The organism is Tessaracoccus terricola, from assembly GCF_054776555.1.
The window spans coordinates 215,601-241,025 of record NZ_BAAHBS010000003.1 but is presented as its reverse complement, the minus strand read 5'-3'; the positions used below and the strand labels follow the sequence as shown (position 1 = coordinate 241,025).

The 25,425-nt window shown below is 69.4% G+C and carries 18 protein-coding genes, 1 tRNA gene and 3 pseudogenes; 6 read left to right on the top strand and 16 right to left on the bottom strand.

From position 1 onward, the window contains the following. Positions 1 to 781: 781 nt before the first annotated feature. A pseudogene (locus ACYU7G_RS05760) lies at positions 782 to 1,096 on the top strand (DMP19 family protein); the annotation flags it as partial. A 391-nt stretch (positions 1,097 to 1,487) separates the two neighbouring features. Here the strand turns inward: ACYU7G_RS05760 and ACYU7G_RS05755 are convergent. The 5 genes from ACYU7G_RS05755 to ACYU7G_RS05735 form a co-directional block, all read right to left on the bottom strand. Then, positions 1,488 to 1,561, bottom strand: a tRNA-Pro gene (locus tag ACYU7G_RS05755). Positions 1,562 to 1,636: 75 nt separating this feature from the next. After that, positions 1,637 to 2,593: a VOC family protein gene (locus tag ACYU7G_RS05750; RefSeq protein ID WP_461105682.1), complete on the bottom strand. Its 957-nt coding sequence runs from the start codon at positions 2,591 to 2,593 to the stop codon at positions 1,637 to 1,639. A gap of 35 nt (positions 2,594 to 2,628) precedes the next feature. Next, positions 2,629 to 3,675, bottom strand: a complete 1,047-nt coding sequence (locus tag ACYU7G_RS05745; RefSeq protein ID WP_461105680.1) for a YdcF family protein — start codon at positions 3,673 to 3,675, stop codon at positions 2,629 to 2,631. Then, positions 3,675 to 5,045 carry a ribosome biogenesis GTPase Der gene (gene der, locus ACYU7G_RS05740; protein ID WP_461105678.1) on the bottom strand — a complete coding sequence of 457 codons (1,371 nt, stop codon included), beginning with the start codon at positions 5,043 to 5,045 and terminating at the stop codon, positions 3,675 to 3,677. Before der ends, ACYU7G_RS05745 begins: the two co-directional genes overlap by 1 nt. Continuing rightward, complete coding sequence (locus ACYU7G_RS05735; RefSeq protein WP_461105676.1) at positions 5,042 to 5,731, bottom strand: hypothetical protein; 690 nt, start codon at positions 5,729 to 5,731, stop codon at positions 5,042 to 5,044. The genes der and ACYU7G_RS05735 overlap by 4 nt, the downstream gene beginning before the upstream one ends. 167 nt (positions 5,732 to 5,898) lie before the next feature. Here ACYU7G_RS05735 and ACYU7G_RS05730 point away from each other — a divergent pair, with 167 nt between their 5' ends. Next, positions 5,899 to 7,500: an ABC-F family ATP-binding cassette domain-containing protein gene (locus tag ACYU7G_RS05730; protein ID WP_461105674.1), complete on the top strand. Its 1,602-nt coding sequence runs from the start codon at positions 5,899 to 5,901 to the stop codon at positions 7,498 to 7,500. A 16-nt stretch (positions 7,501 to 7,516) separates the two neighbouring features. Here the strand turns inward: ACYU7G_RS05730 and ACYU7G_RS05725 are convergent, their stop codons facing one another. The 5 genes and pseudogenes from ACYU7G_RS05725 to prcB form a co-directional block, all read right to left on the bottom strand. Beyond that, complete coding sequence (locus ACYU7G_RS05725; protein ID WP_461105672.1) at positions 7,517 to 7,834, bottom strand: hypothetical protein; 318 nt, start codon at positions 7,832 to 7,834, stop codon at positions 7,517 to 7,519. A gap of 1 nt (position 7,835) precedes the next feature. Next, positions 7,836 to 8,495, bottom strand: a complete 660-nt coding sequence (gene cmk / locus ACYU7G_RS05720; protein ID WP_461105710.1) for a (d)CMP kinase — start codon at positions 8,493 to 8,495, stop codon at positions 7,836 to 7,838. A gap of 18 nt (positions 8,496 to 8,513) precedes the next feature. Next, positions 8,514 to 9,581 (bottom strand): annotated as a pseudogene (locus ACYU7G_RS05715) (prephenate dehydrogenase); the annotation flags it as partial. Continuing rightward, positions 9,560 to 10,252, bottom strand: a complete 693-nt coding sequence (prcA, locus tag ACYU7G_RS05710; protein ID WP_461105670.1) for a proteasome subunit alpha — start codon at positions 10,250 to 10,252, stop codon at positions 9,560 to 9,562. The gene prcA and the pseudogene ACYU7G_RS05715, both read right to left, overlap by 22 nt. Beyond that, positions 10,252 to 11,037, bottom strand: a complete 786-nt coding sequence (gene prcB, locus ACYU7G_RS05705) for a proteasome subunit beta (protein WP_461105668.1) — start codon at positions 11,035 to 11,037, stop codon at positions 10,252 to 10,254. Before prcB ends, prcA begins: the two co-directional genes overlap by 1 nt. A 65-nt stretch (positions 11,038 to 11,102) precedes the next feature. Between prcB and ACYU7G_RS05700 the strand changes: the two genes are divergently transcribed. Beyond that, positions 11,103 to 11,489: a DUF3054 domain-containing protein gene (locus ACYU7G_RS05700; RefSeq protein WP_461105666.1), complete on the top strand. Its 387-nt coding sequence runs from the start codon at positions 11,103 to 11,105 to the stop codon at positions 11,487 to 11,489. Here the strand turns inward: ACYU7G_RS05700 and ACYU7G_RS05695 are convergent. Both ACYU7G_RS05695 and metH read right to left on the bottom strand, forming a co-directional pair. Continuing rightward, positions 11,456 to 13,077, bottom strand: a pseudogene (locus ACYU7G_RS05695) (HAD-IA family hydrolase). The gene ACYU7G_RS05700 and the pseudogene ACYU7G_RS05695 sit on opposite strands and share 34 nt — an antisense overlap. Before the next feature lie 10 nt (positions 13,078 to 13,087). After that, a complete protein-coding gene (gene metH / locus ACYU7G_RS05690) occupies positions 13,088 to 16,567 on the bottom strand; it encodes a methionine synthase (protein WP_461105665.1) in 3,480 nt (1,159 codons plus the stop codon). Positions 16,568 to 16,680: 113 nt separating this feature from the next. Here metH and ACYU7G_RS05685 point away from each other — a divergent pair, with 113 nt between their 5' ends. Next, complete coding sequence (locus ACYU7G_RS05685) at positions 16,681 to 17,532, top strand: PAC2 family protein (RefSeq protein ID WP_461105663.1); 852 nt, start codon at positions 16,681 to 16,683, stop codon at positions 17,530 to 17,532. A gap of 62 nt (positions 17,533 to 17,594) precedes the next feature. On the opposite strand, the gene ACYU7G_RS05680 is transcribed toward ACYU7G_RS05685, so the two are convergent. Further along, positions 17,595 to 21,707: a PQQ-dependent sugar dehydrogenase gene (locus ACYU7G_RS05680; RefSeq protein ID WP_461105661.1), complete on the bottom strand. Its 4,113-nt coding sequence runs from the start codon at positions 21,705 to 21,707 to the stop codon at positions 17,595 to 17,597. A 161-nt stretch (positions 21,708 to 21,868) separates the two neighbouring features. Here ACYU7G_RS05680 and rpe point away from each other — a divergent pair, with 161 nt between their 5' ends. Next, complete coding sequence (gene rpe / locus ACYU7G_RS05675; protein ID WP_461105659.1) at positions 21,869 to 22,534, top strand: ribulose-phosphate 3-epimerase; 666 nt, start codon at positions 21,869 to 21,871, stop codon at positions 22,532 to 22,534. On the opposite strand, the gene ACYU7G_RS05670 is transcribed toward rpe, so the two are convergent. Further along, positions 22,526 to 22,792 (bottom strand): hypothetical protein, encoded by a 267-nt coding sequence (locus ACYU7G_RS05670; RefSeq protein ID WP_461105657.1) that lies wholly within the window; start codon positions 22,790 to 22,792, stop codon positions 22,526 to 22,528. The genes rpe and ACYU7G_RS05670 overlap by 9 nt on opposite strands. On the opposite strand from ACYU7G_RS05670, the gene ACYU7G_RS05665 reads away from it, so the two are divergent. Beyond that, a complete protein-coding gene (locus ACYU7G_RS05665; protein ID WP_461105655.1) occupies positions 22,791 to 23,195 on the top strand; it encodes a hypothetical protein in 405 nt (134 codons plus the stop codon). The genes ACYU7G_RS05670 and ACYU7G_RS05665 overlap by 2 nt on opposite strands. Positions 23,196 to 23,204: 9 nt before the next feature. Here the strand turns inward: ACYU7G_RS05665 and ACYU7G_RS05660 are convergent, their stop codons facing one another. Together ACYU7G_RS05660 and fmt are read right to left on the bottom strand one after the other, a co-directional pair. Next, the gene (locus ACYU7G_RS05660) at positions 23,205 to 24,512 is read right to left on the bottom strand and encodes an RsmB/NOP family class I SAM-dependent RNA methyltransferase (RefSeq protein ID WP_461105653.1); all 1,308 of its coding nucleotides are present in this window, start codon (positions 24,510 to 24,512) and stop codon (positions 23,205 to 23,207) included. Then, positions 24,509 to 25,423 carry a methionyl-tRNA formyltransferase gene (gene fmt, locus ACYU7G_RS05655; RefSeq protein WP_461105651.1) on the bottom strand — a complete coding sequence of 305 codons (915 nt, stop codon included), beginning with the start codon at positions 25,421 to 25,423 and terminating at the stop codon, positions 24,509 to 24,511. The genes ACYU7G_RS05660 and fmt overlap by 4 nt, the downstream gene beginning before the upstream one ends. Positions 25,424 to 25,425: the final 2 nt, after the last annotated feature.

The following is a 25,425-nucleotide window of genomic DNA, read 5'->3' as shown; positions in this document are numbered from 1 at the left end:
AGCAGTACTGGGACTTGCTGCCGTGACTTGGTGGGCATGGGAAGCGCACTCTCATGCCGCTCTCGGCGCGCACGGGTGAGACGCGCACGGCGCTGGCTTCCGGTCACCGCCTATGACGGAGGCCCAGTCGAAATCCGAGAACTCCGCTAATGTCGAGCGAACCAGCGATACCCAGGCCCAAGCCCCAGACATGTCCGGTCTGCAGAACCATGGAGGCGGGCCACGATTGCTCTGCAAGAGGGGCATAGGCGAACCAACCGAAAGAGCCAGATCCCGAGAATGCGAAGGCGACGACCCCTGCAACGGTGAGTGCGGCCCCGATGCCACCCAGGACCAAGTGCCGTGCGATTCGTGGGTTCGCCCTGCAAGGCAGTGTGGCATGCATCGGGCGCCGAGCTAGCAATCCTGGCCGCAGACGCACTGTTCCGCCGCGGTCAGAAGTCGTTCGTGTCAGCAAGGGCTTGTGAAGGAAGGGTGCGGCAGGGCCTACTTGGGGACACGATCGATGTCCTCGACGTGCGGGCCTCCCGCCTACCGCCCTTTACTCCTGCCGCTTCGGCTTACGCCTCGGGTTCCCCAGCGAACCTGTTGTCGGGATGAAGCACAGTGTATCGGCTGACCGGGCCCGCGGTCTACCCACGAGAGAGAACTTGTTCGCATGACAACACGCAGCGTCTGGGATTTCCACGGAGCCCTCGGCGAAGACAGTCGACACGGGCTAACCGCAACTGAGCAGCGCGTCGCAGCGATCTGTGACTTACGTCAGTAAGTCAACGCCGAAGGTTTCGACAGCTACTTCCGTTGTGGGGGCGGAAACACCGCCCCGGTCGCCCTGGCAGGCCTCCCGAGCACCCTGGGGGCAGAGTGGGCCGTCCTCCTGACAGAGGCACTTGGCCTGTTTGGCGAGAGCTACCCCATGGATCCAGACGCGAGAGCAGACGTAATCGACGACTTGCAGCTAGATCAGGCATTCGAAGATCTGGATCACAAGTTCCTCGTGCTGGAAGGCCAGACGGATGCAGACACTCTCCTCAGCCAAAAGCATTCAGGGGATCAACCTCGAGTGACTGCGCGCCACTACCGTCGTGACTGCTGATCGCCCGTCACGGATGGCCACGTGCCTGCTGTCCGACTTCCGCTCATGCCGCGGTGTGCGAGGGTAGCCTTTCGGCCTGCCCGGCACCCGAGCACGCGCCCTCAATTGCCGCACCCAGCTCAACGGCCATGGGTGGTGCCGACACCTGCAGCCGTCAGCGCCACGACGTGTCAAGTGCATTGCACCCAGCACTCGTCAGGTCCTTGTGCGGGGATCTGAACGTGCTGGGCCCGGGACATGTCCGGCGACCCTGCCGCGGCCGTGCGCAACGCTCACATTGGGGTAACGACGCCAGCTGAAGTACATTGTTTCAAACGCTGAGTCATGCATGAGCGATGCACGGCGTCCCCACGGACAACTCAATGTCCATCTGACAAGGACAAACACCTTGTCGGGCTGACAGGATTTGAACCTGCGACCCCTTGACCCCCAGTCAAGTGCGCTACCAAGCTGCGCTACAGCCCGCCGTCGCCATCAGGCAACCCCCATAGATTAGCGAGTAATTGGCCCGGACGCACATCGACGTTCAGGGGCCCAGCATCAGGCGAGGAGACGGACTGTGTTGCCCCAGGGATCGTCCACCGTGAGGACACCCTCGGAGTCGGAGAACTGGAGCTCGGCGGACCGCAAGCGGTCGGCCACGCCCTGCAGGGCGGTCGTGTCACCGACGTGGACGGTCAGCGAGCCGAGCCCCAGCGAGTCAGGCCGGGCACCGGCGCCGGCACTCCCCCACGTGTTGGTGGCGACGTGGTGGTGGTAGCCGCCCGCGGCATGGAACAGCGCCCCCTCGGACTCGGCGGTGACGGCGAACCCGAGGGTGTCGGCGTAGAAGGCCCGGGCCTGCTCCAGGTCGCCCACCCGGAGGTGCACGTGCCCCATGGTGGCCGGCGAGTTCTCCGCGTCGTCGGCATGCGCGCGGATGAACTGGTTCGGGTCCAGAAACGTCGATCCCATCTGGACCAGGCCGTCCTCCCACACCCAATCCTCGGCGGGGGTGTCGACGTAAAGTTCGAGCCCGTTTCCGTCAGGGTCGACGAAGTAGAACGCGAGGCTGACGGCATGGTCGGCACTCCCCGAGTAGCTCGTCGGGGCCGCGATGGCGACGTCCAGCAGGACGTTGGCCAGGCTGCGCTCGTCGGGGTACGGGATGGCCGTGTGGTGGAGCCCGGCCGTGGTCGGTGAGTCGGCCACGCGTTCGGGATCGAGCGTCACCTCCAGCAGCACCTCGCCGTCGCTGCCCAGGCCCAGCTGCTGGGCGTCCTCGGAGAGCACGTCGAGACCCACCGCATCGACGTAGAACGTCCGCATCGGCGCGAGGTCGGCGGTGACGAGCTCGACCGCCCCCATCTCGGTCTGGTCAGGCAGCGCAGCGGCAGCGGGGCCGTTCGAGGAGGCGGCGACGGTGGACCACACGATCCCCGCCACCACCAGCAGCACGACGGCCACCGGGACGACGATCTTGGGCAGGGCCAGGGAACGCTTCTTGGATGAGGCCATGCAGTTGACAACTACTTGACGCTACAAGTTATCCCCTAGGCCCTGACGAGCGAGGACACCAACCACCACATGACCGGCACGCAGAGCAGGCCGAGGATGACGGCGTTGATCACGAGGTTGTCGCGCAGGATCGCGAGGAACTCCCGCACGGTGGCGCTGGGCCAGTAGTAGCGAGCAGTTGGTGCGCCGATCGCGTAGCCGGGGACCCCGGCGTCGCGCATCAGGGTCGCGGCCCGGAAGGCGTGGTAGTTGTTCGTGGCGACGGCGACGTCACCGCTGATGCGCGCCCGCCTCATGACCGCCGCCGAGAACTCGAGGTTCTCTCGGGTGTCGGTCGAGCGGTCCTCCTGCAGGACGTGCTCGGCAGGCACCCCAACGCCCCGCAGGTAGTTGCCCATGGCCTCGGCTTCGGCCAGCTTCTCGTCGTCGCCCCGACCACCGGATGGGACCAGCACGGTCTCCAGGCCGGCGGCACGCGACCGGTCGTACAGCTTGCGGCCCAGGTCCAGCCGGGCGGCCAGCAGCGGCGAGACCCGCTCCCCGCCCAGCAGGCCCGAGCCCAGCACCACGACTGCACCGACAGGCCTGCCGAACCGCCTGGTGGCCCAGCCGTACACGCCGGAGTAGAGCAGGAACGCCGCGAACACGAAACCGATGTAGCCCAGGGGCAGTCCGGCGAGTATCAGCCAGATGGTCAGGTCGAAACTGTCGAGGTAGACCGCGAGGGCCGCGGCCACCACGTAGGCCAGCAGCAGCGCCCCGACGGCTCCGGTGGCCAGCGCCGCCGGACGCCTGCCCTCCCGGCGCATCATCTCGAAGGTGTTCCAGATCAGGAACACCCCCAGCACCACGACGGACAGCAGGGCGACGCCCATGAACCCCAACAGGACCCACACGGCCCCGAGTTCGGGATCACGGGTGCCGGCCCACTCCATCAGGGCCAGCACTCCCCTGCCCAGCAGGTGGAACAACAGCGCCGTGAGCACCAGCCCTGGCAGCATGCGACGCGGGTCGCGCCAGACGAGGAATGCCCCGAGCAACGCCACCAGCAGTGCCGGGACCCACTGGAGCAGCGCCTCCACTACTTGCGTTCCTTGTGCTTCTCGCGGGCGCGGATCTCGATGTGGATCGGGGAACCGGAGAACCCGAACTCCTCGCGCAGGCGGCGCTCGATGAAGCGGATGTAGCCCTGGTCCAGCATGCCGCTGGTGAACAGCACGAACTTGGGCGGGCAGTTCTGGGCCTGGGTGCCGAACAGCACGCGCGGCTGCTTGCCGGAGCGCACCGGGTGGGGGTGTGACGCGGAGATCCGGCCGAGGAACGCGTTCAGCTTGCCCGTGGAGATGCGGGTCTCCCAGCCCTCGGCGGCCTCCTCGATCGCCTTGCTGATCTTGTCCACGTTGCGGCCGGTCAGGGCGGAGATGTTGACCTTCGGAGCCCACGTGAAGCCCACCATGTCCCGCTCGATCTCACGGTCCAGGTAGCGACGGCGCTCCTCGTCGGTGAGGTCCCACTTGTTGAATGCCACCACCAGCGCCCGCCCGGTCTCCTCCACATTGCTGAGGATGCGCAGGTCCTGCTCGGTCAGCGGCTCGGAGGCGTCCACCACGGCGACGCACACCTGCGCCCGCTCGATGGCGGTCTGCGTCCGCAGCGACGCGTAGAACTCGTGCCCGGAGGCCTCCTTCACCCGACGGCGGATGCCTGCGGTGTCGATCAGCCGGTAGACCTGCCCGCCCACCTCGACGATCTCGTCGACGGGATCGACGGTGGTGCCCGAGACGTCGGAGACCACCACCCGCTTCTCGGCCGCCAACTTGTTCAGCAGCGAAGACTTGCCGACGTTGGGCTTGCCGACGATGGCCACGCGGCGCGGTCCTGCCTCCTCCACGAACTGCTCCTCCGGCGCCTCCGGGAGCGCGTCCAGCAGTGCGTCGAGCAGGTCACCGGAACCGCGCCCGTGCATGGCGGAGACGGGGTACGGCTCCCCCAGGCCGAGGTTCCACATGGTGGCCGCCATCGCCTCGTGCCGCTGGTCGTCCACCTTGTTGGCGGCCAGGACGACGGGCTTCTTGGAGCGGCGCAGCACCCGCACCACGGCCTCGTCCTCGTCGAGGGTGCCGACGGTGGCGTCTACGACGAACAGCACCGCGTCCGCGAGGGAGATGGCCAGCTCGGCCTGCTCGGCGATCTGCTGGGCCATGCCCTGCGCGTCGGACATCCAGCCGCCGGTGTCCACCAGCACGAACTCGCGTCCGTTCCAGTTGGCGTCGTAGGAGACCCGGTCACGCGTCACGCCAGGCACGTCCTGCACGACGGCTTCACGGCGTCCGAGGATACGGTTCACGAGCGACGACTTGCCGACGTTCGGGCGCCCGACCACCGCCACGACGGGCTTGGTCAGGGTGGGTTCTTCGCTCACGGTTCTCCTCGGGATCGCGGTTCGGTTCATCCTATCTGCTGGGCGGCGTGCACCAGACGCGACTGGTCGGAGGCCCGCAGGATGAGGGAGACGGGCGCGAAGGGTATGAACAGGCCCCCCGTGAGGATGCGCGCGTAGTGCGTCCCTCCCGCGTCGTCGCGCCAGCCGATGGTGGTCATGTCCGTCATTCGGCCAGACGAGCGCGAGTCGATCACCGCGCCCTCGACGACGACGAAGCCGTCGGCCAGCCGGGACAGCAACTGCTCCCGGTACTCGCGGTCGCGCCAGCGTCGCATCCTGCCCACGCCGACCATCGCCACCGGGACGAGGGCAACCCCCGCGAGGACCAGGACGATGCCCTCCCACCGCAACCAGCTGGACGTGAAAGCCACCCCGAGCACCAGCCCCGACGCGAACCCCAGGAGGGCGTAGCGGACACACTCCCACGCCACCCAGCGCCGCGTCACGGCCGCGCCGGCGCGGCCCACGACCAGCCGAGAGACCCACAGGGTGAGGAAGAACACCACCACCGCAAGGACGACACCGGACGTGATGAACAGCCACAGCTCATCGGGTGCCACGCCGCCGTGCAGGCGCTCGAAGACCACGATGGCCGTCGGCCCCGCGAACAGCAGGAGCACCATGAGGAAGCCCGTCTCGACGAGGATCCCCGTGAAGGCACGGACCCTCGGCACCGGCGGTGAGTCGTCGGTCATTGTCCTCCCAAGGTTTGGAGACAGGCATGCTATCGGTTACCGTGGTTTGGTCCTGTTCCCGACGATTGGATGTTTCGTGGATTCCTGGTCGCGCCGCTGACCCGCGTCGTAACCGTTGAGCATGCCGCTCCGGTTCGGCGCAAGCCCGACCATTCTCAGGAGCATCCATGCACACCACGCAATCAATCGTCCTCTCCGAGCTCAGCTTCGGCTTCGACCCGCTCGGTGACCCCCTCCTCGAGGGACTGAACGCCACCATCCCGCCCGGCCGAACCGGCATCGTCGGACGCAACGGCAGCGGCAAGACCACGCTGCTGCGCCTGCTCTCCGGTGAGTTGGCTCCCACCACCGGACACGTCGAGACCCCGGGACCCGTCGCGCACCTGCGCCAAGACCTCTTCCAGAGGCCCGACGCCACCGTCGCGCAACTGCTGGGGATCGACGCCAAGCTCGCGGCCCTGCGTGCCATCGAGGCCGGCAGCATCGAGCAGGTCCACTACGACACCGTCGGACCGGACTGGGACATCGACGCCAGGGCCACGGCACTCCTGGCGCGTCGCGTCCCGAGCCTGGGATCCGGCGACGTCCTCGGACGCACCGCCGCCACGTTGTCGGGCGGCGAGCTGATGCTCGTTGCCACCTGTGGCCTCGAACTGGCGGCCACCCGGATCTCGGTGCTCGACGAACCCACCAATAACCTCGACGCCCGTTCCCGCGCCGCCCTCCACCAGGCCGTGCGGGAGTGGGACGGCACGCTGCTTGTGGTCAGTCACGACGTCGCGCTGCTGAACCTGATGGACTCCATCCTGGAACTGCACGACGGGGTCCTCACCGTGCACGGCGGCAACTTCGACGCCTACCGCGAGCACCTGGCGGCTGAGCAGGCCGCCGCCGCGCAGGCGGTGCGGTCCGCGGAACAGAAGCTGCGCACCGAGCGCCGGGAGCGTGACCACGTGCAGACCGCGATGGCCAGGCGAGAGCAGAAGAGCCGCAAGGACTACGCCAACAAGCGGGCACCGCGGATCACCATGAAGAGCTGGGCCGAGAAGTCGGAGAAGGTGCGGGCGGCCGAGAACATCAAGGCCGCCGAGAAGGTGGCGGAGGCGGCGGCCGCGGTGGGGGCCGCCGAGGAACGCGTCCGGGACGACCGTTCCATCCGGGTGGACATCATCGATCCGGGTACCGCCCGCGGCCGGCGGCTGGCGGAGCTGGAGGGCACGAACCGAACGGTGCACGTCGGTGGCGGCGACCGGATCGCGCTGGTCGGTGACAACGGTGTGGGCAAGACCTCGCTGTTGCACAGCCTGTTCCACCCATCCGGACCTCGCCACACCCAGGCGGCCGGGAGGCTGTTGACCGGCCGCCACGGCCATTTGGACCAGCGGCTGGAGCTCCCGGCCGACGCTTCGGCGCTGGAACTCGTCCGTGCGGCTGCGCCGAACCGGCCCCCGCACGAGGTGCACGGCGCCCTGGCGAAGTTCCTGCTGCGCGGCGATGCGGTGCACCGCCCGGTGGGGACACTCTCCGGAGGTGAGCGGTTCCGCGTCGCCTTCGCCCGACTGCTGCTGGCCGACCCTCCCCCGGAGCTGCTGGTGCTGGACGAGCCCACCAACAACCTGGACCTGGAGAGCGTGGAGCAGTTGGTGGACGGACTACGGGCCTACCGCGGCGCGCTGTTGGTGGTCAGCCATGACCAGCACCTGCTGGACCAGCTGGCTCTGGACCAGGTGGTGGAGTTGGATGCCGAGGGCGAGTTGCACGTGTTGTGAGCCCGTTGGCCGAGACTCAGGCGTGGTTCTCCAGCACGTGGAAGGCGGGCTCCTCGTACGGGTGCGCCGCACGCAGGGCAGCGACGACGTGGGCGCGGATCTCGCGGGGGAAGGTGAGTTCCACCCGGTTCTCCGCCACGTGGGTCAGTTCGCCGACGTCGCCGATGGTCGGGTCCGCCCCTGCGAGGGGACGGAACTGGCCGCGGCCGGGGGCGACGAAAGCACACGAGTCGTAGTCCCCGACGCGGCCGGCACCGGCCTCGAACAGCGCCGCGAGCACGGCGTCGGTGTCAGGGACCGGCACGTAGAACACGAGGACGTCGAGGCCAGTCATGTCACTGCCTCGTGAGGGCAACGATGCGCTCCACCACTTCGTCGGGCCCGATGTGGGTGGAGTCGATGACGGTCACGCCCTCGGCGGCCTCGGTGAAGTTGGTGACGCGGGAGTCGTCGCGGTCCCGGCGGATCACCTGGTCGTTGACGGCGTCCTGGTCCACCTTCTCCCCCAGCTCGGCCTTGCGGCGGGCCACCCTGGCCTCGGGGTCCGCCACCAGCAGCACCCGCACCTGCGCGTCGGGTGCCACCACTGTGGTGATGTCACGGCCCTCGACGACGATCCGGCGGCCGTGGGCGGCGATGATCTCCCGCATCTTGCGGATCAGGAACTTGCGCACCTCGGGGATGGCGGCCACGACGGAGACGTTCTCGGAGATCCGGGGCTCGCGGATCGCCTCGGTGATCACCTCGCCATCGACGCTGAGCCTGGGCTGGTCCGGAATCGTGGCGATCCGCAGGTCGGTGGCCACCGCCAGGGCGCGGATGCCCTCGGTGTCGGTGGCCGGCAGCCCGGAGCGCAAGTACTGCCAGGCGATGGCCCGGTACATGGCCCCCGTGTCCAGGTACGCAAGGCCCAGGCGTTGGGCCAGCAGCCGCGCCGTCGTCGACTTCCCGGACCCGCTGGGCCCGTCGATCGCGATCACCATGGGTCCGCTCATGTGTGCCTCCATCTGGTTGGACCAGGCGTTCCAGCCCCGGTCTGTCAGGTCCGCCCGCAACTGGTCGCCCTTCGACTGCGCCACGGAGATGGACAGGTAGCCCACCTCGCGGACGGCGTCGTGGCTGAGGTCGAAATCCTCCACGTTGAACCCGATCTCGCCGACGTCCCCGAACAGCCGTGCCAGGGCCCTCGGCTCGTCCGGGATCTCGACGGTGACCTCGACGACGTCCTTCGGGGCGCGGCCGTGCTTGCCGGTGAGTGAACGAGCACCACTCTGGCCGATCCGCAGGCACTCCTCGAGGAGTTCGGGCTGGTCCAGGACGGAGATCAGGTAGGCCAGGTCGTCGGCCACCTCCTCCAGTTCCTCCCGCACCGCGGCCGCGTTGGTGTTGATGATCTGGCGCCACATCGCGGTGTCGGAGCCGGCGATGCGGGTGACGTCGCGGATCCCCTGTCCCGCCAGGCGCAGGTGCTCGCCGGGCACTTCTCGCAGGTGGCTGGCGGTCAGGATGCTCATCAGGTGCGGCACGTGGCTGACCTGCGCCACCGCCTCGTCGTGGGCCTCCGGCGACAGTTCGACGACGCGGGCGCCGGTGAGCGCAGCCAGGTCGCGCACGGTCTCGACGTGCTCGGTGGCGTTCGCGGGCGTCGGCGTGACCACCCAGGTGCGCTCCTGGAACAGGTCGGCGGTGGCGGTCAGCGGGCCGCTGAACTGGGAGCCGGCCATTGGGTGGGATGGCACGTAGCGCGCCGCATCGTCGCTGCTCGCGGCCACGTCCGCCACGATCGCGGCCTTGACCGATCCGACGTCGGTGACCACCGCCCGCGGGAACCGGACCAGGGCCTCGGCGACCACTCCGGCGATCGTCGCAGGGGGTGTCGCCACCACGACGACATCGACTTCATCGGCACCCGGGGTCGTGATCTGCCCCGCACCCATCCCGGCGGCCACGCGGGCGTGGGACTTGGAGCGGTCCTCGAGGTGCACGTCCATGCCGGCCCTGGTGAGGGCCAGCCCGAGGGAGGAGCCGACGAGACCGGCCCCGATGATGAGTACGCAGGTCATCGCGCCGATCCCAACCATTCCTCCAGCAGTCCGCCGGTGATGCGGCGGAACGTGCGCCGGCTGCCGCGGCCCCGTTCGAGGACGGCCACCTCCAGCGCCTCCGCCTCCAACGGCCCATCCTCGGAGAGGGCCGTCCGCGCGAGGCGGACGGCTGCGGCCAGGTCCGCCACTGCGTCGCCGTCGAGGCCGCCGCGGACGCGTTCCGCGATGCCGTCGGAGTCCCGGCCCAGCACCGCGAAGCGGTGGTGCTCGGAGATGGAGCCGTCGTAGGAGATGTGGAACAGCACGTCGGTTGCGGCCTCGAAGCCCAGCTCCGCCACGATCAGTTCCACCTCGTAAGGCTTCTCCGCGCCGGAGAACGCGGCGCCCAGCAGTTGTGCGTACTGGCCGGCGAGGCCGCGGGCGGTGACGTCGCGGCGGTCGTAGGAGTAGCCGCGCAGGTCCGCCTGCCGGATGCCGGCCACGCGCAGGGCCTCGAACTCGTTGTAGCGGCCCACGGCGAGGAAGCCAATCCGGTCGTAGATCTCGGCCACCTTGTGCAGGCTGGCGGAGCGGTTCTCCGCCACCAGCGCGATCCCGGCGGGGCAGCTGAGCGCCAGCACGGAGCGGCCGCGGGAGATGCCCTTGCGGGCGAACTCGGCGCGGTCCTGCATGAGCTGGTCCGGGGAGACGTAGAAGGGAACCGACATCACAGCGCTCCTGCCCGTGGGCCGTCGGGACGGTGGGATCTGGCGGCGAGGATCTCCTCGGCGAGCGGACGCAACTCCTCGACGTCGAACCTGCGCACGCCGTCGGCGGTGACGCTCATCACCAGCGGGAGGATGCCGCGGGTGAGGTCCAGACCGGAGGTGGCGGAGTCCTCGTCGGCGGCGTCGTAGAGCGCCTGCAGCAGGGCGAGAGCCGCCTCGCGCTCCCCGGCGCGGGGGTCGTGCAGCTTCTTCAGTGCACCGCGCGCGAACACGGCACCGGAGCCGACGGCTGCGAAGCTCTGCTCCTCGTAGCGGCCGCCGGTGGCGTCGTAGGAGAACATCCGGCCCCGGCCGGCCTGGGTGTCCCACCCGACGAACAGCGGCAGCACACCGAGGCCCTGCATGGCCTGCGGGAGGTTGGCCCGCAGCAGGGCGCCGAGGCGGCTGGCCTTGCCGTCGAGGCTGAGTTCGGCGAACTCCACCTTCTCGTAGTGCTCCAGCTCCACCTGGAACAACCTGACGAGATCCACTGCCAGGCCCGCGACGCCGGCGATGCCGATCACGGAGCGGTGGTCGGCACCGAACACCTTCTCGATGTCCCGCATGGCGATGGTGGACCCGAGCGTCGCCCGCCGGTCCCCCGCCATCAGCACGCCGCCCTCGAAGGCGGCGGTCACGATGGTGGTGCCGTGCACGGCACTGTCCATGGGGCGGGGGGTGGGCAGCGCCTCGGGGGCCACGCGTGCGACGTGGTCCCTGAAGGACGCGGGGTTGCCCTCGTGCATTGGTCGGCCTCCTGTGGTGCTTGCCCAGCCGATCCTAGTGGAGTCGACCCGCTAGGTTTGATCGCATGATGCGCATCGTCCCGGCCGCCGTGGACCTGCTGCTGGTGCTGGTGTTCGCGGTGATCGGCCGCGCCACCCACTCCGGCGGCCTGAGCCCTCTGGGCGTCCTCGAGACCGGCTGGCCCTTCCTCACGGCCTGCCTGTTCGGCTGGGTGGTGGTCAACCTCCTCGACGACGACGGGTTCGGCCCCCGCGCCGCGCTGGTGGTCTGGCTGGTGACCCTGCTGGGCGGGATGGGGCTGCGGCTCCTCGTCGGCGCCGGCACGGCGCTGCCGTTCGTGGTGGTGGCCACGCTCACACTAGCCGCGGCCCTGTTCGGCTGGCGACTGGTGGCGTGGCTGGTCCGCCGTCGCCGACCTCAGTCCTCGGCCACCGCCTCGGCCTCGGCCTGAGCCGCCGGGGCCGCGGGACGCGCGTCGGCAACCCCCGGGATGTTGGCCGGCCGCGGGCCGGTGTAGTCCGGTCCGTAGGCGCCGGGCGCAGGGCGACGCTTGCGCATGGGGGCCTGCACCCCCGGTGCCATGCGGCGCGAGATCACCAGGAACCCGGTGTGGCCGGAGGTGCCGTGGCCGGGACGGATAGCCAGCCCCTCGGCGTGCCAGTCACGCACGGTGGTCTCGGTCAGGTGCGGCTCCGTGAAGCCGCCGTGTGCGCGCAGGGTGTCCGCCACGCGTCCCAGCTGGGTGGAGGTGGCGACATAGCAGCAGATGACGCCCCCGGCGACCATTCGTTCGGCCACCGCGTCGATGCATTCCCAGGGGGCGAGCATGTCCAGGATGACCCGGTCCAGGGGCTCGTCGGTGATGGACTCCACCAGGTCCCCCACGGTGAGGGTCCAGGCCGGGTGCTGGCCACCCACCCAGGTCTCGACGTTCTTGCGGGCGACGTCGGCGAACTTCTCGCGCCGCTCGTAGGAGTGCAGGCTGCCGTCGGCTCCGATGGCGCGCAGCAGCGCCAGCGAGAGTGCGCCGGAGCCGACGCCCGCCTCCAGCACGCGGGCCCCCGGGAAGATGTCTGCCCACATCAGGATCTGGGCGGCGTCCTTGGGGTAGACCACGGCGGCCTCGCGGGGCATGGAGACCATGAACTCACTGAGCAGGGGCCGCAGCACGAGGTACTCCATGCCGCCGACGGAGGTCACCACGATGGCGTCGGGCCTGCCGATCATGTCGTCGTGGCTGACCGCACCCTTGGTGGTGTGCCAGACCCCACCCTCGCGCAGTACGAGGGACTTGCGGCGTCCCTTCGGGTCGGTGAGGGTGACGCGGTCGCCCACCTGGAGCGGGCCGTCGGTGACGCCTGATAGGTTCATCTGCTTCTTTCGTTCCAGACCGCCACCAGATCGTCCCAGGTGGTGGACCTGAGCCCGGTGGTGGAGACCTGCATCCTCGGGTGCGGCTCGAGCTGAGCCAGAGCCGGTACAGCATAGACCACCGCGCCCGCCGCGAGCGCCGCCTGGGACCCGGGCACCGAGTCCTCCAGCACGATCACGTCCGCGGGCTCGACGCCCAGACGTGCCATCGCCTGCAGGTAGCCCTCGGGGTCCGGCTTGCTGTTCTCGACGTCGTCGGAGGTGACCACGAAGCTGACCGTGGGCGGCAGGTGCTCCATCACGGGCGCCATCACGCGGCGGCTGCTGGCGGTCACGATGGCGCTCGGCACCCCGGCGGCGTCGATCTGCTCCAGCAGGTCGTGCGCCCCGGGCAGCCAGGAGATGCCCTCCCGGATCCGGGCGACCACCCCCTCCTCCGCGCGATCGTAGAAGTGGATGGCCTTGTCCGCGTCCCCCAGCGCCTCCGCCACCAGTTCGGCGGTGGTCATGGCACCGATCCCGATCAGGGAGTTCATCTTCTCGTCGTCCCAGTACAGGCCGTAGGTGGCCAGAAGCTCCTGTTGGACCTGGGACCAGACGGTCTCGGTGTCTGCGAGGGTGCCGTCGAAGTCCCACAGGACGGCGGCGGGGGTGTGCTTGCTGGACATGTCCCCGACCCTACTTCGCGTTGAAGTACTTGGCCTCCGGGTGGTGCAGCACGATCGCGTCCGTCGACTGCTCCGGGTGCAGCTGCAACTCCTCGCTCAGTTCCACGCCGATGCGGTGCGGCTCCAGCAGTTCGACGAGCTTGATGCGATCCTCCAGGTCCGGGCAGGCCGGGTAGCCGAAGGAGTACCGGGAGCCACGGTAGGCCTGGTCGCGAATGGCCCCCTCGACGTCCCCTTCGCCCTTGAGGCCGAGCTCCTGCCGGGTGCGGTGGTGCCAGAACTCGGCCAGGGCCTCGGTGAGCTGCACGGACAGGCCGTGCAGTTCGAGGTAGTCGCGGTAGCTGTTGGACTCGAACAGCTTCGCGGTGCCCTTGGCCACCTCGGAGCCCATCGTCACCAGCTGCATGGCCAGCACGTCGGGGCCGAGCTCCGCGGCCTCCTCCGCGTTGCGGAAGAAGTCGGCCAGGCACAGGTGGCGGTCGCGGCGCTGCCTCGGGAAGGTGAACCGCGTCAGTTCGCGGCTGGGATCCTCCGGATCTCCGACGATGAGGGTGCGGCCCTCGCTGTGCACCGGCCAGTAGCCGTGCACCACCGCGAAGTTGGCCAGGTTCTCGGTCTTGATGCGGTCCATCCACATCCGTAGCCGCGGCAGCGCCTCGGTCTCGACGAGTTCCTCGTAGGACACGCCATCCCGGGTGCCCCGCAGCCCCCACTGCCCCATGAACGTGGCCCGGTGGTCCAGCCACTCGGCCACGTCCGCCAGTGCGATGCCCTTCACCACGCGGGAGCCCCAGAACGGGGGCGTGGGCACGTCGATGCGGCGGGCGACGTCGGAGGTGGGGAGCTCGTCCATGTCCACCTCGTCCACCACCTCCACCTTTGCGTAGCGGCGCTTGCGCGGCTCGGGCAGCTTGGCGCCGGGGACGCCCTGCTTGACGGCCATCACCGCGTCCATGAGCGCGAGCCCTTCGAAGGCGTCCTTGGCGTAGCGGACCTGGCCCTCGAACATGTCGCCGAGGTCGTGCTCGACGAAGGTGCGGGTGAGCGCGGCCCCGCCCAGCAGGACCGGGTACTTGTCAGCCAGCCCGAGCCGGTTCAGCTCGGCCAGGTTGTCCTTCATGACCAGCGTGGACTTCACCAGCAGGCCGGACATCCCGATGACGTCGGCGTTGTTCTGCTCGGCGGCATCGACGATGGCGTTGATGGGCTGCTTGATCCCGATGTTGATGACGGTGTAGCCGTTGTTGCTGACGATGATGTCGACGAGGTTCTTGCCGATGTCGTGCACGTCGCCGCGGACGGTGGCGAGCACCAGGGTGCCCTTGCCGGCGGAGTCCTCCACCTTCTCCATGTGGGGCTCGAGGTGGGCCACCGCGGTCTTCATCACCTCGGCGGACTGCAGCACGAACGGCAACTGCATCTGGCCGGACCCGAACAGTTCGCCGACCACCTTCATGCCGGCCAGCAGGTCCTCGTTGATGATCTCGAGCGCGGGCTTGGTCTGCAGGGCCTCGTCGAGGTCTGCCTCAAGGCCCTTGGCCTCGCCGTCGATGATGCGGCGGGAGAGCCGCTCGGACAGCGGCAGCGCGGCGAGTTCGGCGGCGCGGGTGGCGCGGACGTCGGCAGCGGTGACCCCCTCGAAGAGCTCCAGGAACTTGGTCAGCGGGTCGTAGCCCTCGCGGCGGCGGTCGTAGACGAGGTCCAGGGCCACCTTGCGCTGGTCCTCCGGGATCCGGTCCATCGGGAGGATCTTCGCGCTGTGCACGATGGCGGAGTCCAGGCCCGCGGCCACGCACTCGTTGAGGAACACCGAGTTCAGCACGATGCGGGCGGCCGGGTTGAGCCCGAAGGAGACGTTGGAGACGCCCAGGGTGGTGTGGACACCCGGGTACTTGCTCTTCAGCTCTCGGATGGCGTTGATGGTCTCGAGGCCGTCGCGGCGGGTCTCCTCCTGGCCGGTGGCGATCGGGAAGGTCAGGCAGTCCACCAGGATGTCGCCGACGTCCATGCCCCAGTTGCCGGTCAGGTCGTCGATCAGGCGGGAGGCCACCCGGACCTTCCACTCGGTGGTGCGGGCCTGGCCCTCCTCGTCGATGGTCAGGGCGACGACGGCGGCGCCGTGCTCCTTGACCATCGGCATCACGCGCGCGAACCGGGACTCGGGACCGTCGCCGTCCTCGTAGTTGACCGAGTTGATGATGCAGCGCCCGGCGAGCCGCTCGAGGCCGGCCTGGATCACGGGGGGCTCGGTGGAGTCCAGCACGATCGGCAGGGTCACGGCGGTGGCGAGGCGGAAGGCGAGGGTGTCCATGTCCCGGGCGCCGTCGCGGCCGACGTAGTCGATGCAGAGGTCCAGCACGTGGGCGCCGTCGCGGGCCTGGGCCTTGGCGATCTCGACGCACTCGTCCCAGTTCTCCGCGAGCATGGCCTCCCGGAAGGCCTTCGAACCGTTGGCGTTGGTGCGCTCACCGATGTTGAGGTAGCTGGCGTCCTGCTCGAACGGGGTCTCGATGTAGAGGCTGGACACGGAGCGCTCCAGGTCCGGGGTGCGCTGCTTGACCGGCTTGCCGCTGAACCGCTCGGCCAGCAGCCGGATGTGCTCCGGGGTGGTGCCGCAGCAGCCGCCGATGACGTTCATGCCGAACTCGTCCAGGTACTGCCCCAGCGCGTCGGCGAGGCCCTCGGGCGTCAGCGGGTAGCGGGCGCCGTCGGCGGTCAGTTCCGGTAGGCCGGCGTTGGGCATCACGCCGATGGCGATGTCCGCGCGGCGCGAGAGGTGGCGCAGGTGCTCGCTCATCTCGGCCGGGCCGGTGGCGCAGTTGAGGCCGATGACGTCGACGCCCAGCGCCTCGAGGGTGGTGAGCGCGGCGCCGATCTCGGAGCCGAGCAGCATGGTGCCGGTGGTCTCCACGGTGACGTTGACGAAGATCGGGAGTTCGATGCCGAGCTTGGCGCGGGCGCGCTTGGCGGCGATCACGGCGGCCTTGGCCTGCAGCAGGTCCTGGGCGGTCTCGATCTGGACGGCGTCGATGCCGCCGGCCACCATGGCCTCCACCTGCAACTGGTAGGCGTCGCGCACCTCGGCGAAGGTGACGTGCCCCAGGCTGGGGAGTTTGGTGCCGGGTCCGACGGAGCCCAGGACGTAGCGGGGCTTGTCCGGGGTGGAGAACTCGTCGGCCACCTCGCGGGCGATCTGCGCCGCCGCCAAGGCCAGTTCCTCGAGCCGGTCCGTGATGCCGTACTCGTTCAGCGCCGCGAGGTTGGTGCCGAAGGTGTTGGTCTCCACGCAGTCGGCGCCGGCCTCGAAGTAGGTGCGGTGGATCTGGGCGACGATGTCGGGCCGGGTGACGTTGAGGATCTCGTTGCAGCCCTCGAGGTCCTGGAAGTCGTCGGCGAGGCTCAAGTCACCGAACGACTGCAGCATCGTTCCCATGGCTCCGTCGGCGACGAGGACACGGGACTGCAGGGCGTTCAGGATTGATGTCGACATGGTGCCCAACACTATCCCTCGCGGCGGGGTGCTCCTGACCGCGTTCGCGAACAGCCGAGACGCCGGCACCCAGCCTGCTGGGGTCCCCCACAACCGCGCCCTATGATGGAGGAATGCAGTTCGAGCGTCTGGGAGATCTTCGCGACCCCGCCGTCGTGATCGCCTTCAGCGGGTGGAACGACGCCGGCAACGCGGCGAGCGACAGCGCCCTTTACTTCCTGGAGAAGTACCCGAACGAGGAGTTCGGGCGGATCGACGACGAGCGATACTACGATTTCCAGGCCACCCGGCCCAATGTCCGCAGCTCGCCCGACGGGCCGTGGCTGCAGTGGCCCCACACCACCCTGCAGCTCGTGCGGCACCCGGATCGGGACCTGCTGGTCGTGGTCGGCCCGGAGCCCAGCCTGCTGTGGCGCTCCTACGTGAACGAACTGGTGGACCGCATCAAGCAGGTGGAGCCCGGGATGGTGGTGCTGCTCGGTGCGATGCTCAGCGACACCCCGCACTCCCGCCCCCTGCCGGTCAACATGTACAGCTACGACTCGGCGCTGCGGGAGCGGCTCGCGCTGGGCACCTCCGAGTACGAGGGCCCCACGGGGATCGTCGGCGTGGTCAACCAGTTCCTGATGGCGGAGAACATCCCCACCATCTCGTTGTGGGTCTCCGTGCCCCACTACGTGGCCACGCCCCCGAACCCGAAGGCGCAGCAGGCCGTCCTGACACAGCTCTCGGACGCGCTGCAGATCTCGGTGGAACTCGACGACCTGCCGGCAGAGGCGGACAAGTGGACGGCCGCCGTCGACGAGCTCAGCCAGGAGGACCCGGACGTGGCGGAGTACATCGAGCAGCTCGAGGAGGCCAAGGACGCCTCCGACGTCGAGGACGCCACCGGCGACGCGATCGCGGCCGAGTTCGAGCGCTACCTCCGTGGCCGCCAGAACCCACCCGGCCCGGGCGGCAACTGACACGCACGAAAGGGGCCGCAGCTCGAACACGAGCTGCGGCCCCCTGCCGTGGCTGACCGGAGTCAGCGCTTGAACCGGACGATGTTGTTCACCACCCATCCGGCGTCGTGGCGGTGCTCCCACACCCCGGCGGAGTCCTGGGACGAGGACACGTACTGGCTCCACACCCAGGAGCGGCACCCGCCCCGGCCGGTGACGGCGGTGTCACACTCGGTCCGCCACTTGCGGCCGTCACTGACCCACTCGCCGGCATTGGCCAGCGGGTTGCTGCCCCAGGCGGCTCTGGTCATGAGCGGGACGTAGGTCAGGGTGTTGAAGTACCAGCCCGTCTCCGATCTGAAGGCTCCGTCGCCGTAGGTCACCTGGGTGGCCCAGATGTTGGTCCGGCAGCGAACCGTCTGCGAGTAGGCCTCGCACTCGGTGAACCACAGCCGGCCGTTGGTGTTGTGAAACCCGGGCGTCGTGTAGACGTCCTTGTCCGCCGGCACGGTCGGCTTCGTCGTCGGAGTCTGCGTGGGCTCCTTGGTCGGCTTCTCGGTCGGCTTGTCCGTGGGCTTCTCGGTGGGCTCCGGATCCGGGTCCTCCGCGACGGTGGAGACCGTCAGGTTCCGCATCCGGCCGAAGTTGTCGAAGGACCCGAACCCGACCCGACCTTCGGTGAAGGTGGTGTCGTTGGCCGTCATCAGTGGCCGCTCCAGCCCGTCCACCCAGACCGCGATGTCGCCGGTGTCCACGCAGTGCACCAGGCGCACGTCGTGGAACTCCTCGTCGGTGACCGCGGGCGGTGCGCCGACGGTGCCGTCCCACTGGTCGTCGATGCGTTCGCGGTCCTTGCCGTCCACCTTGAAGATGCCGTTGTGGGCGTAGATGGTGTTGTCCTTGGACAGGTGCGCGTAGTAGTACTCCGTGTCCGACTGGTGGCCGAACACGAGGATCACGTCCCGGTTGTTCACCGACGCCGGCTCGTCGAGGCGGACCTCCGCGTCGATCGCGACGGACCCGAAGGGCCCCTCGTCCAGGAGCGCGTACTCGAACGGCCGACGGATGCCGTCGTCCGGGTTGGTCCCGGCGCGCGTGAGGATGACCTCGTCGTTCTCGAACGCCCACAGCTCGGGAGTACGGGGCTCCCAGTGCTCCTGCCCCATCACTCCGGTGATCTCGGAGTCGAAGGTGCACTGCGGGATGGTGGGCTCCGGCGCCTGCGCGACGTCGAAGAGCTCGTACTGGGCCCTGACCTGTTCCGGCGACACCGAGGTGTCGAGGAACATCAGGTCATCCATGCGGCCCGTGAACGGGTTGGCCTCCCGGTTGTTCTGCGGGAAGCTGCCGCCGATCTTGATGCCGGCCGGCACGCTCGGGGACGTCTGGCCCTCACCCCACGGGTTGTTGGGGTTGGTGTAGTCACCATCCAGTTCCTCGCCGTTCATGAACAGCTTCATCTCGCCCGCCGCGAAGTCGAACGACGCCGCCAGGTGCACCCACTCGCCCTGCTTGAGGATCTGGTCCCATGGCAGCTTGGCCGCATAGGTCCAGGACGCGGCGCCGTCGACCCGCCGGGCCAACGCCACGACCCGCTGCTCCCCGCCGACGTCGATGACCTCGAGGAGGGCCCGGACGGCATGGCCGTCGGAGGTGCCGGTCAGGACGCCGGCCAGCCCGATGGCGTTGTAGCGATCGTCGGGGTCGGGGGTGTTGCTGTTGGGTGCGGGATGCTCCCCCATCGGCTTGAACCAGCCCATCACTGCGGTGGAGTCCAGCCCCGCCAGACCGCTGAGCGTCTCGACGCCGTTGGCGTCGTGGATGCCCGCCTTCCAGTCATCGTTCGACTGCTCGGTGGGGCTCATCTGCTGGGTCAGCAGGGCCCTGCCGGCGCCGGGGTAGGCCGCGTCGGCGACGCGCATCTCCACGCCACCGTTGACGAGTTCGATCTCCGTGCCGGAGGTACCCCGGTCGGACTCGAAGGTGGGAATCCCCTCCACGGGATGGTCGAAGTCGTAGTGCGCGACGACGTTGCCGGCCAGTTCCGGCAGGACGAACTCCGACTGGGCGGCGACGGTGTGCGCGCCGGTGACCTTCCAGATCTTGCCGTTGGCCTTGGCGACCAGGTACAACTCGCCGTCGGCGTCCGAGCCGAAGCGCAGGTCCACGCGCTTGTCCCCCACCAGTTCCTGGAACGTGGTCTCCTCACCGTCGGCGAAGACCCTGAGCTCGGTGATGGTCGCCAGGTCCGCGATGTCGCCGTCGTTGCGGACCATGTCCTCGTGGTCTGCGGCCAGCACCCATCCACGGACTAGGTCGGTGAACAGGAACTTGCCCTGCAGTGCCTCGATCTCGCCGCGGTAGACGAAGCCGCCGTTGGTGGCCACGCCGGCGTCTCCGGTCTGACCCGGGTCGCGGTTGTGGTCGTAGGCCGCCACCGGGTAGGTGTAGCCGAACTCGGCGTCGTTGTCGGGCAGCGGGAAGATCTGCCGGTTCTCGGCGACGAAGGATCCCTCGCGCACGGACCAGCCGAAGTTGTCGCCCGGCTGGACCTCGTAGATGGACTCCACCTGCCACTCACCGATGTGCCCCAGGTACATCTGGTGCGTGCCTCCCAGGTCCCAGCTGATGCGGTGGGGGTCACGCATGCCGATGGCGTAGATCTCGGGCAGTGCGCCGGCCTCGTCGAGGAACGGGTTGTCTTCGGGGATGCCGTACTGGCCGTTGGCGCTGTCACTACCGAGGGGATCGATCCGCATGATGGTGCCGTGGGCGGTCCCCAGGTCCTGCGGGTTGCCGTTGCCCACGCCGACGCCGCCGTCGCCGACGAGGATGTAGAGCATCCCGTAGTCGGCGTCACCGGGCTCGACGGTCGGGTTGAAGGCGATCTGCTGCACCGTGTGGACGCGCCCACCGAACGGGATGCGCATCAGCTCGCGGCTGGTGCCCGAGAAGGTCTCGGCCGCGGGGTCGGTGGCCGTCCACTCCGTGATGACGCTCTGGAACGCGTCGCCGCCGTAGGCCTCGAAGTCGGCCTCGTCCTCCGGCGCGAGCTTGCTCGAGTCCTCGGTGTGGACGGTGTAGAAGACGCCGTTGTCGGCGAAGTCGGGATGGAACTCGGCGAACCCGAAGCCGGTGCCCAGACCGGCGTGGTTGTGGAAGTTGTCGATGAAGGCATCCCGGACGTTGAGGTAGGCGGTGTGCTCGCCGCTGGCCTTGTCCACCATGTACAGGATGTCGTTCATGTCAGGCACCATCAGCCGGTCGGAGCCGTCGGGCACCTCGTCGAGGTGCGTGATGCGGTTGTGCCGCACCAGCCGCTGGTCCTGGGTGGCCGGGGTGGTCGAGGACTCCGGCAGTTGCGCCAACTCGGTCACCTCGATGCCCAGGGTGGACAGTCTCGGATCCGGCAACGGGTTCAGCAGCGGCTCGGCCACGTCACCGGTGTAGGCGCAGTCGTTCGGGTTGCCGGTGGGCAGCGCGAGGTTCTGGCCGGTGTTGTCGATGGCCACGTCGTCCAGGGCCAGCTGGCCGTTGCTGGAGGCGCCGTTGATCCAGAAGAACCGGTCCAGGTCCCCGTTCACGGCCTGGCGGAACTTGAACTGGCGCTCGACGTCCACGGGAAGCCTGGTCTGCTGCTCGTAGGGACCGCCCTGCGTGTAGACGGTGATCTCGTCGGCGGCGTTGTCCGCCACCACCCACACGCACTGCCAACTGCCCTCGCTCCAGTGGCCGATGGGACCACTGAAGGCCCCGCCGTCGCGCGCAAGCATGTCGTCGGTGTTCTGGTTGTTCACGTAGGCGCGGCTGTTGCCGGTCTGGTTGGGCGAGTCGACGTCGGTGACCCCGAACGAGGTGTCGACGCTGCCGTCGCGGTAGAACCGGAAGAACAGCGTCCCGGTGCTGCCGTCCGCGATGGGCGGGATGGCATGGTGGGCGTGGTTGTTGCCGCCACGCATCTCCAGCACCTGGTTGTTCCCGTTGAGCGGGTCCGCGATGACCTTGGCCGCACCGGTGGCGGTCCACCCGTCCTGCCCGTTGAGGGCGGTGCGTTCGTAGGTCTCGAAGTCGAGGTGTTCGGTGAACTCCCCGTCCTCGGCGACGGCGGGGGCCGCCATGGTTCCGATCCCGAGCACTGCCGCCAGTGAGAGGGCGAGCAGTGATCTCCTGGGACGGCGATCAACACGTTGAGACATCATTGTCCTCCTTGGGTAAGCGCATTCCAAGCGCGCCGCTCCTCACGGTATACGCTTACCCGGCTCATCCACAGGCTTCTGACGAGGGATAGTAGTTTTCCTAGTTTTCCGTCAGCCCACCCGGTCACCCCCCTCGTTGAGGTTCTCGATAGGCTGGCGGCATGCGCATCACGCCCAGCATCCTCAACGCCGACTTCGCCAACCTCGGGGCCGAGATCGCCCGGATCCCGGACGCTGACGCGATCCACGTCGACGTCATGGACAACCACTTCGTGCCCAACCTGACCATCGGGTTGCCCGTCGTCGAGGCCATCCGCAGGGCGACGCAGCAGATGCTGGACATCCACCTCATGATCGCGGACCCGGACCGTTGGGCTCCCGCCTACGCGGAGGCCGGCGCGGAGTCCGTCACCTTCCACGTCGAGGCCGCCAAGGCCCCCGTCCGACTGGCCCGCGAACTGCGCCGCCTCGGTGCCCGGGCATCCCTCGCCCTGAACCCCGCCACCTCCATCGACTCCGTCGCCGATGCCCTCGGGGAGGTGGACATGGTCCTGCTGATGACCGTGGAGCCCGGCTTCGGCGGCCAGAAGTTCCTGGACCTCGTGCTGCCGAAGATCCGCCGCACCCGCGAGCTGCTGGGCGAGCGCGACGTCTGGATCCAGGTGGACGGCGGCGTCTCGGTGGAGACCATCGAACGCTGCGCCGAGGCCGGCGCCAACACCTTCGTGGCCGGGTCCGCCGTCTACTCCGCCGACGATCCCAACGCAATGGTCAACCGCCTGCGAGACCTGGCCGTCTCCGCCTGCACCCACTGGGCTTCACGCTGAAGTTGCCGCGGATGGTGCCCCTCGGATCCAGCGCCTCCTTGAGGGCACCGAGCCTGCAGCCGCGGCGGCATCCGTGGGCACGCCGAACATGTAGAGCGCGAACGGCTCGGACAGCGAGCCGTGCGGGTTCTTGGTGGGTCCGGCGAGCGCACCGCCCAGGTGCCGCACCTGCACCAGCATGAGCGGCGCGAGCGGTTCCGTCAGGAGCTCCTCGACGCCCGCGGCGTCGAACCGGGTCAGCAGTTCGGCGCGTGACATGCCAGGTGCAGGGTCCGTCGGTCCGGCAGCGCCGTCAGGCCGTGGGCGGCGGCCGCGCGCTGCAGGTCCCCCGAGCGAGTTCGGCCGGCTGCTGCAGCTGTTGGACCCAGACATCCGACTCCGCAGCGATGCCGACGCCGTCGCCCTCGCAGCGGAGGGGGTGGAGCACGGGGCCCCGAAGCTGGCGGCGTCAGTGCATGGGCGGGACGCGGTGGCCCGGGTGTTCGCGGGCCGGGCGGAACTGGCGCGCCCCATCCTGGTCTGGGGCGTGCCAGCTGCCGGCTACGTGACGGACGGCACGGTGCATGCCGTGTACCTGGTCACGCTGCGGGGCGGCCGGGTCTCCGGACTGGAGGTGCTGGCTGATCCAGCCCACATCAGCGCCCTGGGAGCAACGGCCTGACCCGGGTGGTCAGACCCGGCGCAGCAGCGCCAGGAACATCGCGTCAGTGCCGTGGCGGTGGGGCCACAGCTGCACGAAGTCGCCGTCGGCGGCGTCGAGGTCCGGGGGCAGGAACTTCGACGCGTCCAGCAGCTCCACCCGACCCTCGGCCAGCACGTCGGCGATGACGTCGCGGGTCTCGGCGCGGTGCGGGGAACAGGTGACGTAGGCCACCACTCCCCCAGGCATCGTCACCTCGATGGCCGAGCGCAGCAGCTCCCGCTGCAGCCCGGCGAGTTCGCCCACGTCGTCAGGGCTGCGCCGCCAGCGCGACTCCGGGCGACGTCGCAGGGCCCCCAGACCGGTGCACGGCGCGTCCACCATCACCCGGGCGTACGGACCCCGTGCCCCGAACGCTGCCGGGTCCCGGCCATCGGAGCACACCACCTCGGCGGTGCCCTCCGGGTACGCCGCGAGGGCCTGCTCCACCAGCTTCGCCCGGTGCTCGGCCACCTCGTTGGCCACCAGCACCTGACCCGCCGCGCGGGCGAGCCCCGCCAGCAGTGCGGCCTTGCCGCCGGGGCCTGCGCACAGGTCCAGCCATGGTCCCTCGGGGGCCTCGGCGAGGGCCAGCGCCCACGCCACCAGCTGGGAGCCCTCGTCCTGGACTCCGGCACGGCCGTCGCGCACCGGTTCCAGGCTCGCCGGTTGGCCGTCGAGGACTGCTCCGAACGGGGAGAACCGGGTGGGCTCCGCGCCGAGTCCGACGAGTTCGTCGCGTTCCAGGAGGCCCGGACGGACCACCAGCGTCGGCACGGGGGCGACGTTGTTGGCGGCCAACGCGGCGGTCACCTCGTCCTCCGGGAGCACGTCGGCGTAGGCGTCGGCCACCCACTGCGGGTGGTGGCCGTTCAGGCCCAGGGCCCGGTCCCACTCTTCCAGGGACTTGGCAGCCACCTTGCGCAGGATGGCGTTGACCACCCCGGTGACGCGGTGTCCGACCGTCTCGCGGGCGAGGTCGACAGTCTCGGTGACGGCGGCGCGGGCCGGCACCGCCATGCTGAGGGCTTGGTGGGCGCCGAGCCGCAGCAGGTCCACGACGGCGGGCTGGAGCGTGCCGAGCCCGCGACCGCCGGCGGCCTCGATGATCCGGTCGTAACTGCCCATGAGCCGGCAGGTGCCAGAGACCAGTTCGGTGACGAAGCCGGCGTCGCGGGTGTCCAGCCCGGCCGAGGCGAGGCGTTTGGCGAGTGCCAGGTTCGCGTACGCGTCATCGCCGGTGACCTGGCGCAGCACGTCGAAGGCCACGCGACGGGGGGAGGCCGCGGTCCTCGTCACGCCAGCACCGCCCCGGAGTGGCCGCCCCGCGCCCAGTCGGCCGCGGTCATGCGCTTCTTGCCGGCGGCCTGCACCTCCTGCAGTTCGAGGAGGCCCTCACCGGTCCCGAGCAGCACCCGGTTCTTCTGCAGCAACAGCTCGCCCGGTGCCAGTGCCACGTCGTCGGTGGCGACGGCGGCGCGGTAGATCTTGATCCGCTGGCCGTCCAGTTCGCACCAGGCACCCGGGTCCGGCGAGCAGGCCATGATGCGGTTCCGGAGGGCCCGGGCGTCGCGGGAGAAGTCCAACCGTGCCTCGTCGACGGTGATCTTGGGTGCCAGTGTGATGCCCTCCCGGGGCTGGGGCACGGGCTGCTCGCCGGCCGCCATCGCGTTCACGGCGTCCAGCAACTGGACCGCACCAGACTCGGCCAGGTGGGCCAGCACCTCCCCGGCGGTGGCATCCGGCATCGGCTGCGGCTCCATCCGGTAGACGTCACCGGCGTCGAGTTCCTTGACGATCCGGAAGCAGGCCGTGCCGATCTCCTCGTCGCCGGCCATGATGGCCCGCTGCACCGGGGCGGCGCCCCGCCAGCGCGGCAGCAGTGAGAAGTGCAGGTTCACCCAACCCAGCCGAGGGATGTCCAGCACGCTCTGCGGCAGCAGGCCGCCGTAGGCCACCACGGGGCAGACGTCGGGTGCGAGCTCCTTCAGGCGGGCTTTGAACTCCTTGTCGGAGGGCTTCGCCGGCTTCAGGACCTCGATGCCCAGTTCCTCGGCGCGCTGCCCCACCGGCGACGGCGCCAGCCTGCGCCCGCGGCCCGAGGGTGCGTCCGGGCGGGTCACCACCGCCACCACCTCGTGATCGGAGGCGAGCAGTGCCTCCAGCGGTGGCAGGGCCACCTCGGGAGTTCCTGCGAAGACCAGTTTCATGC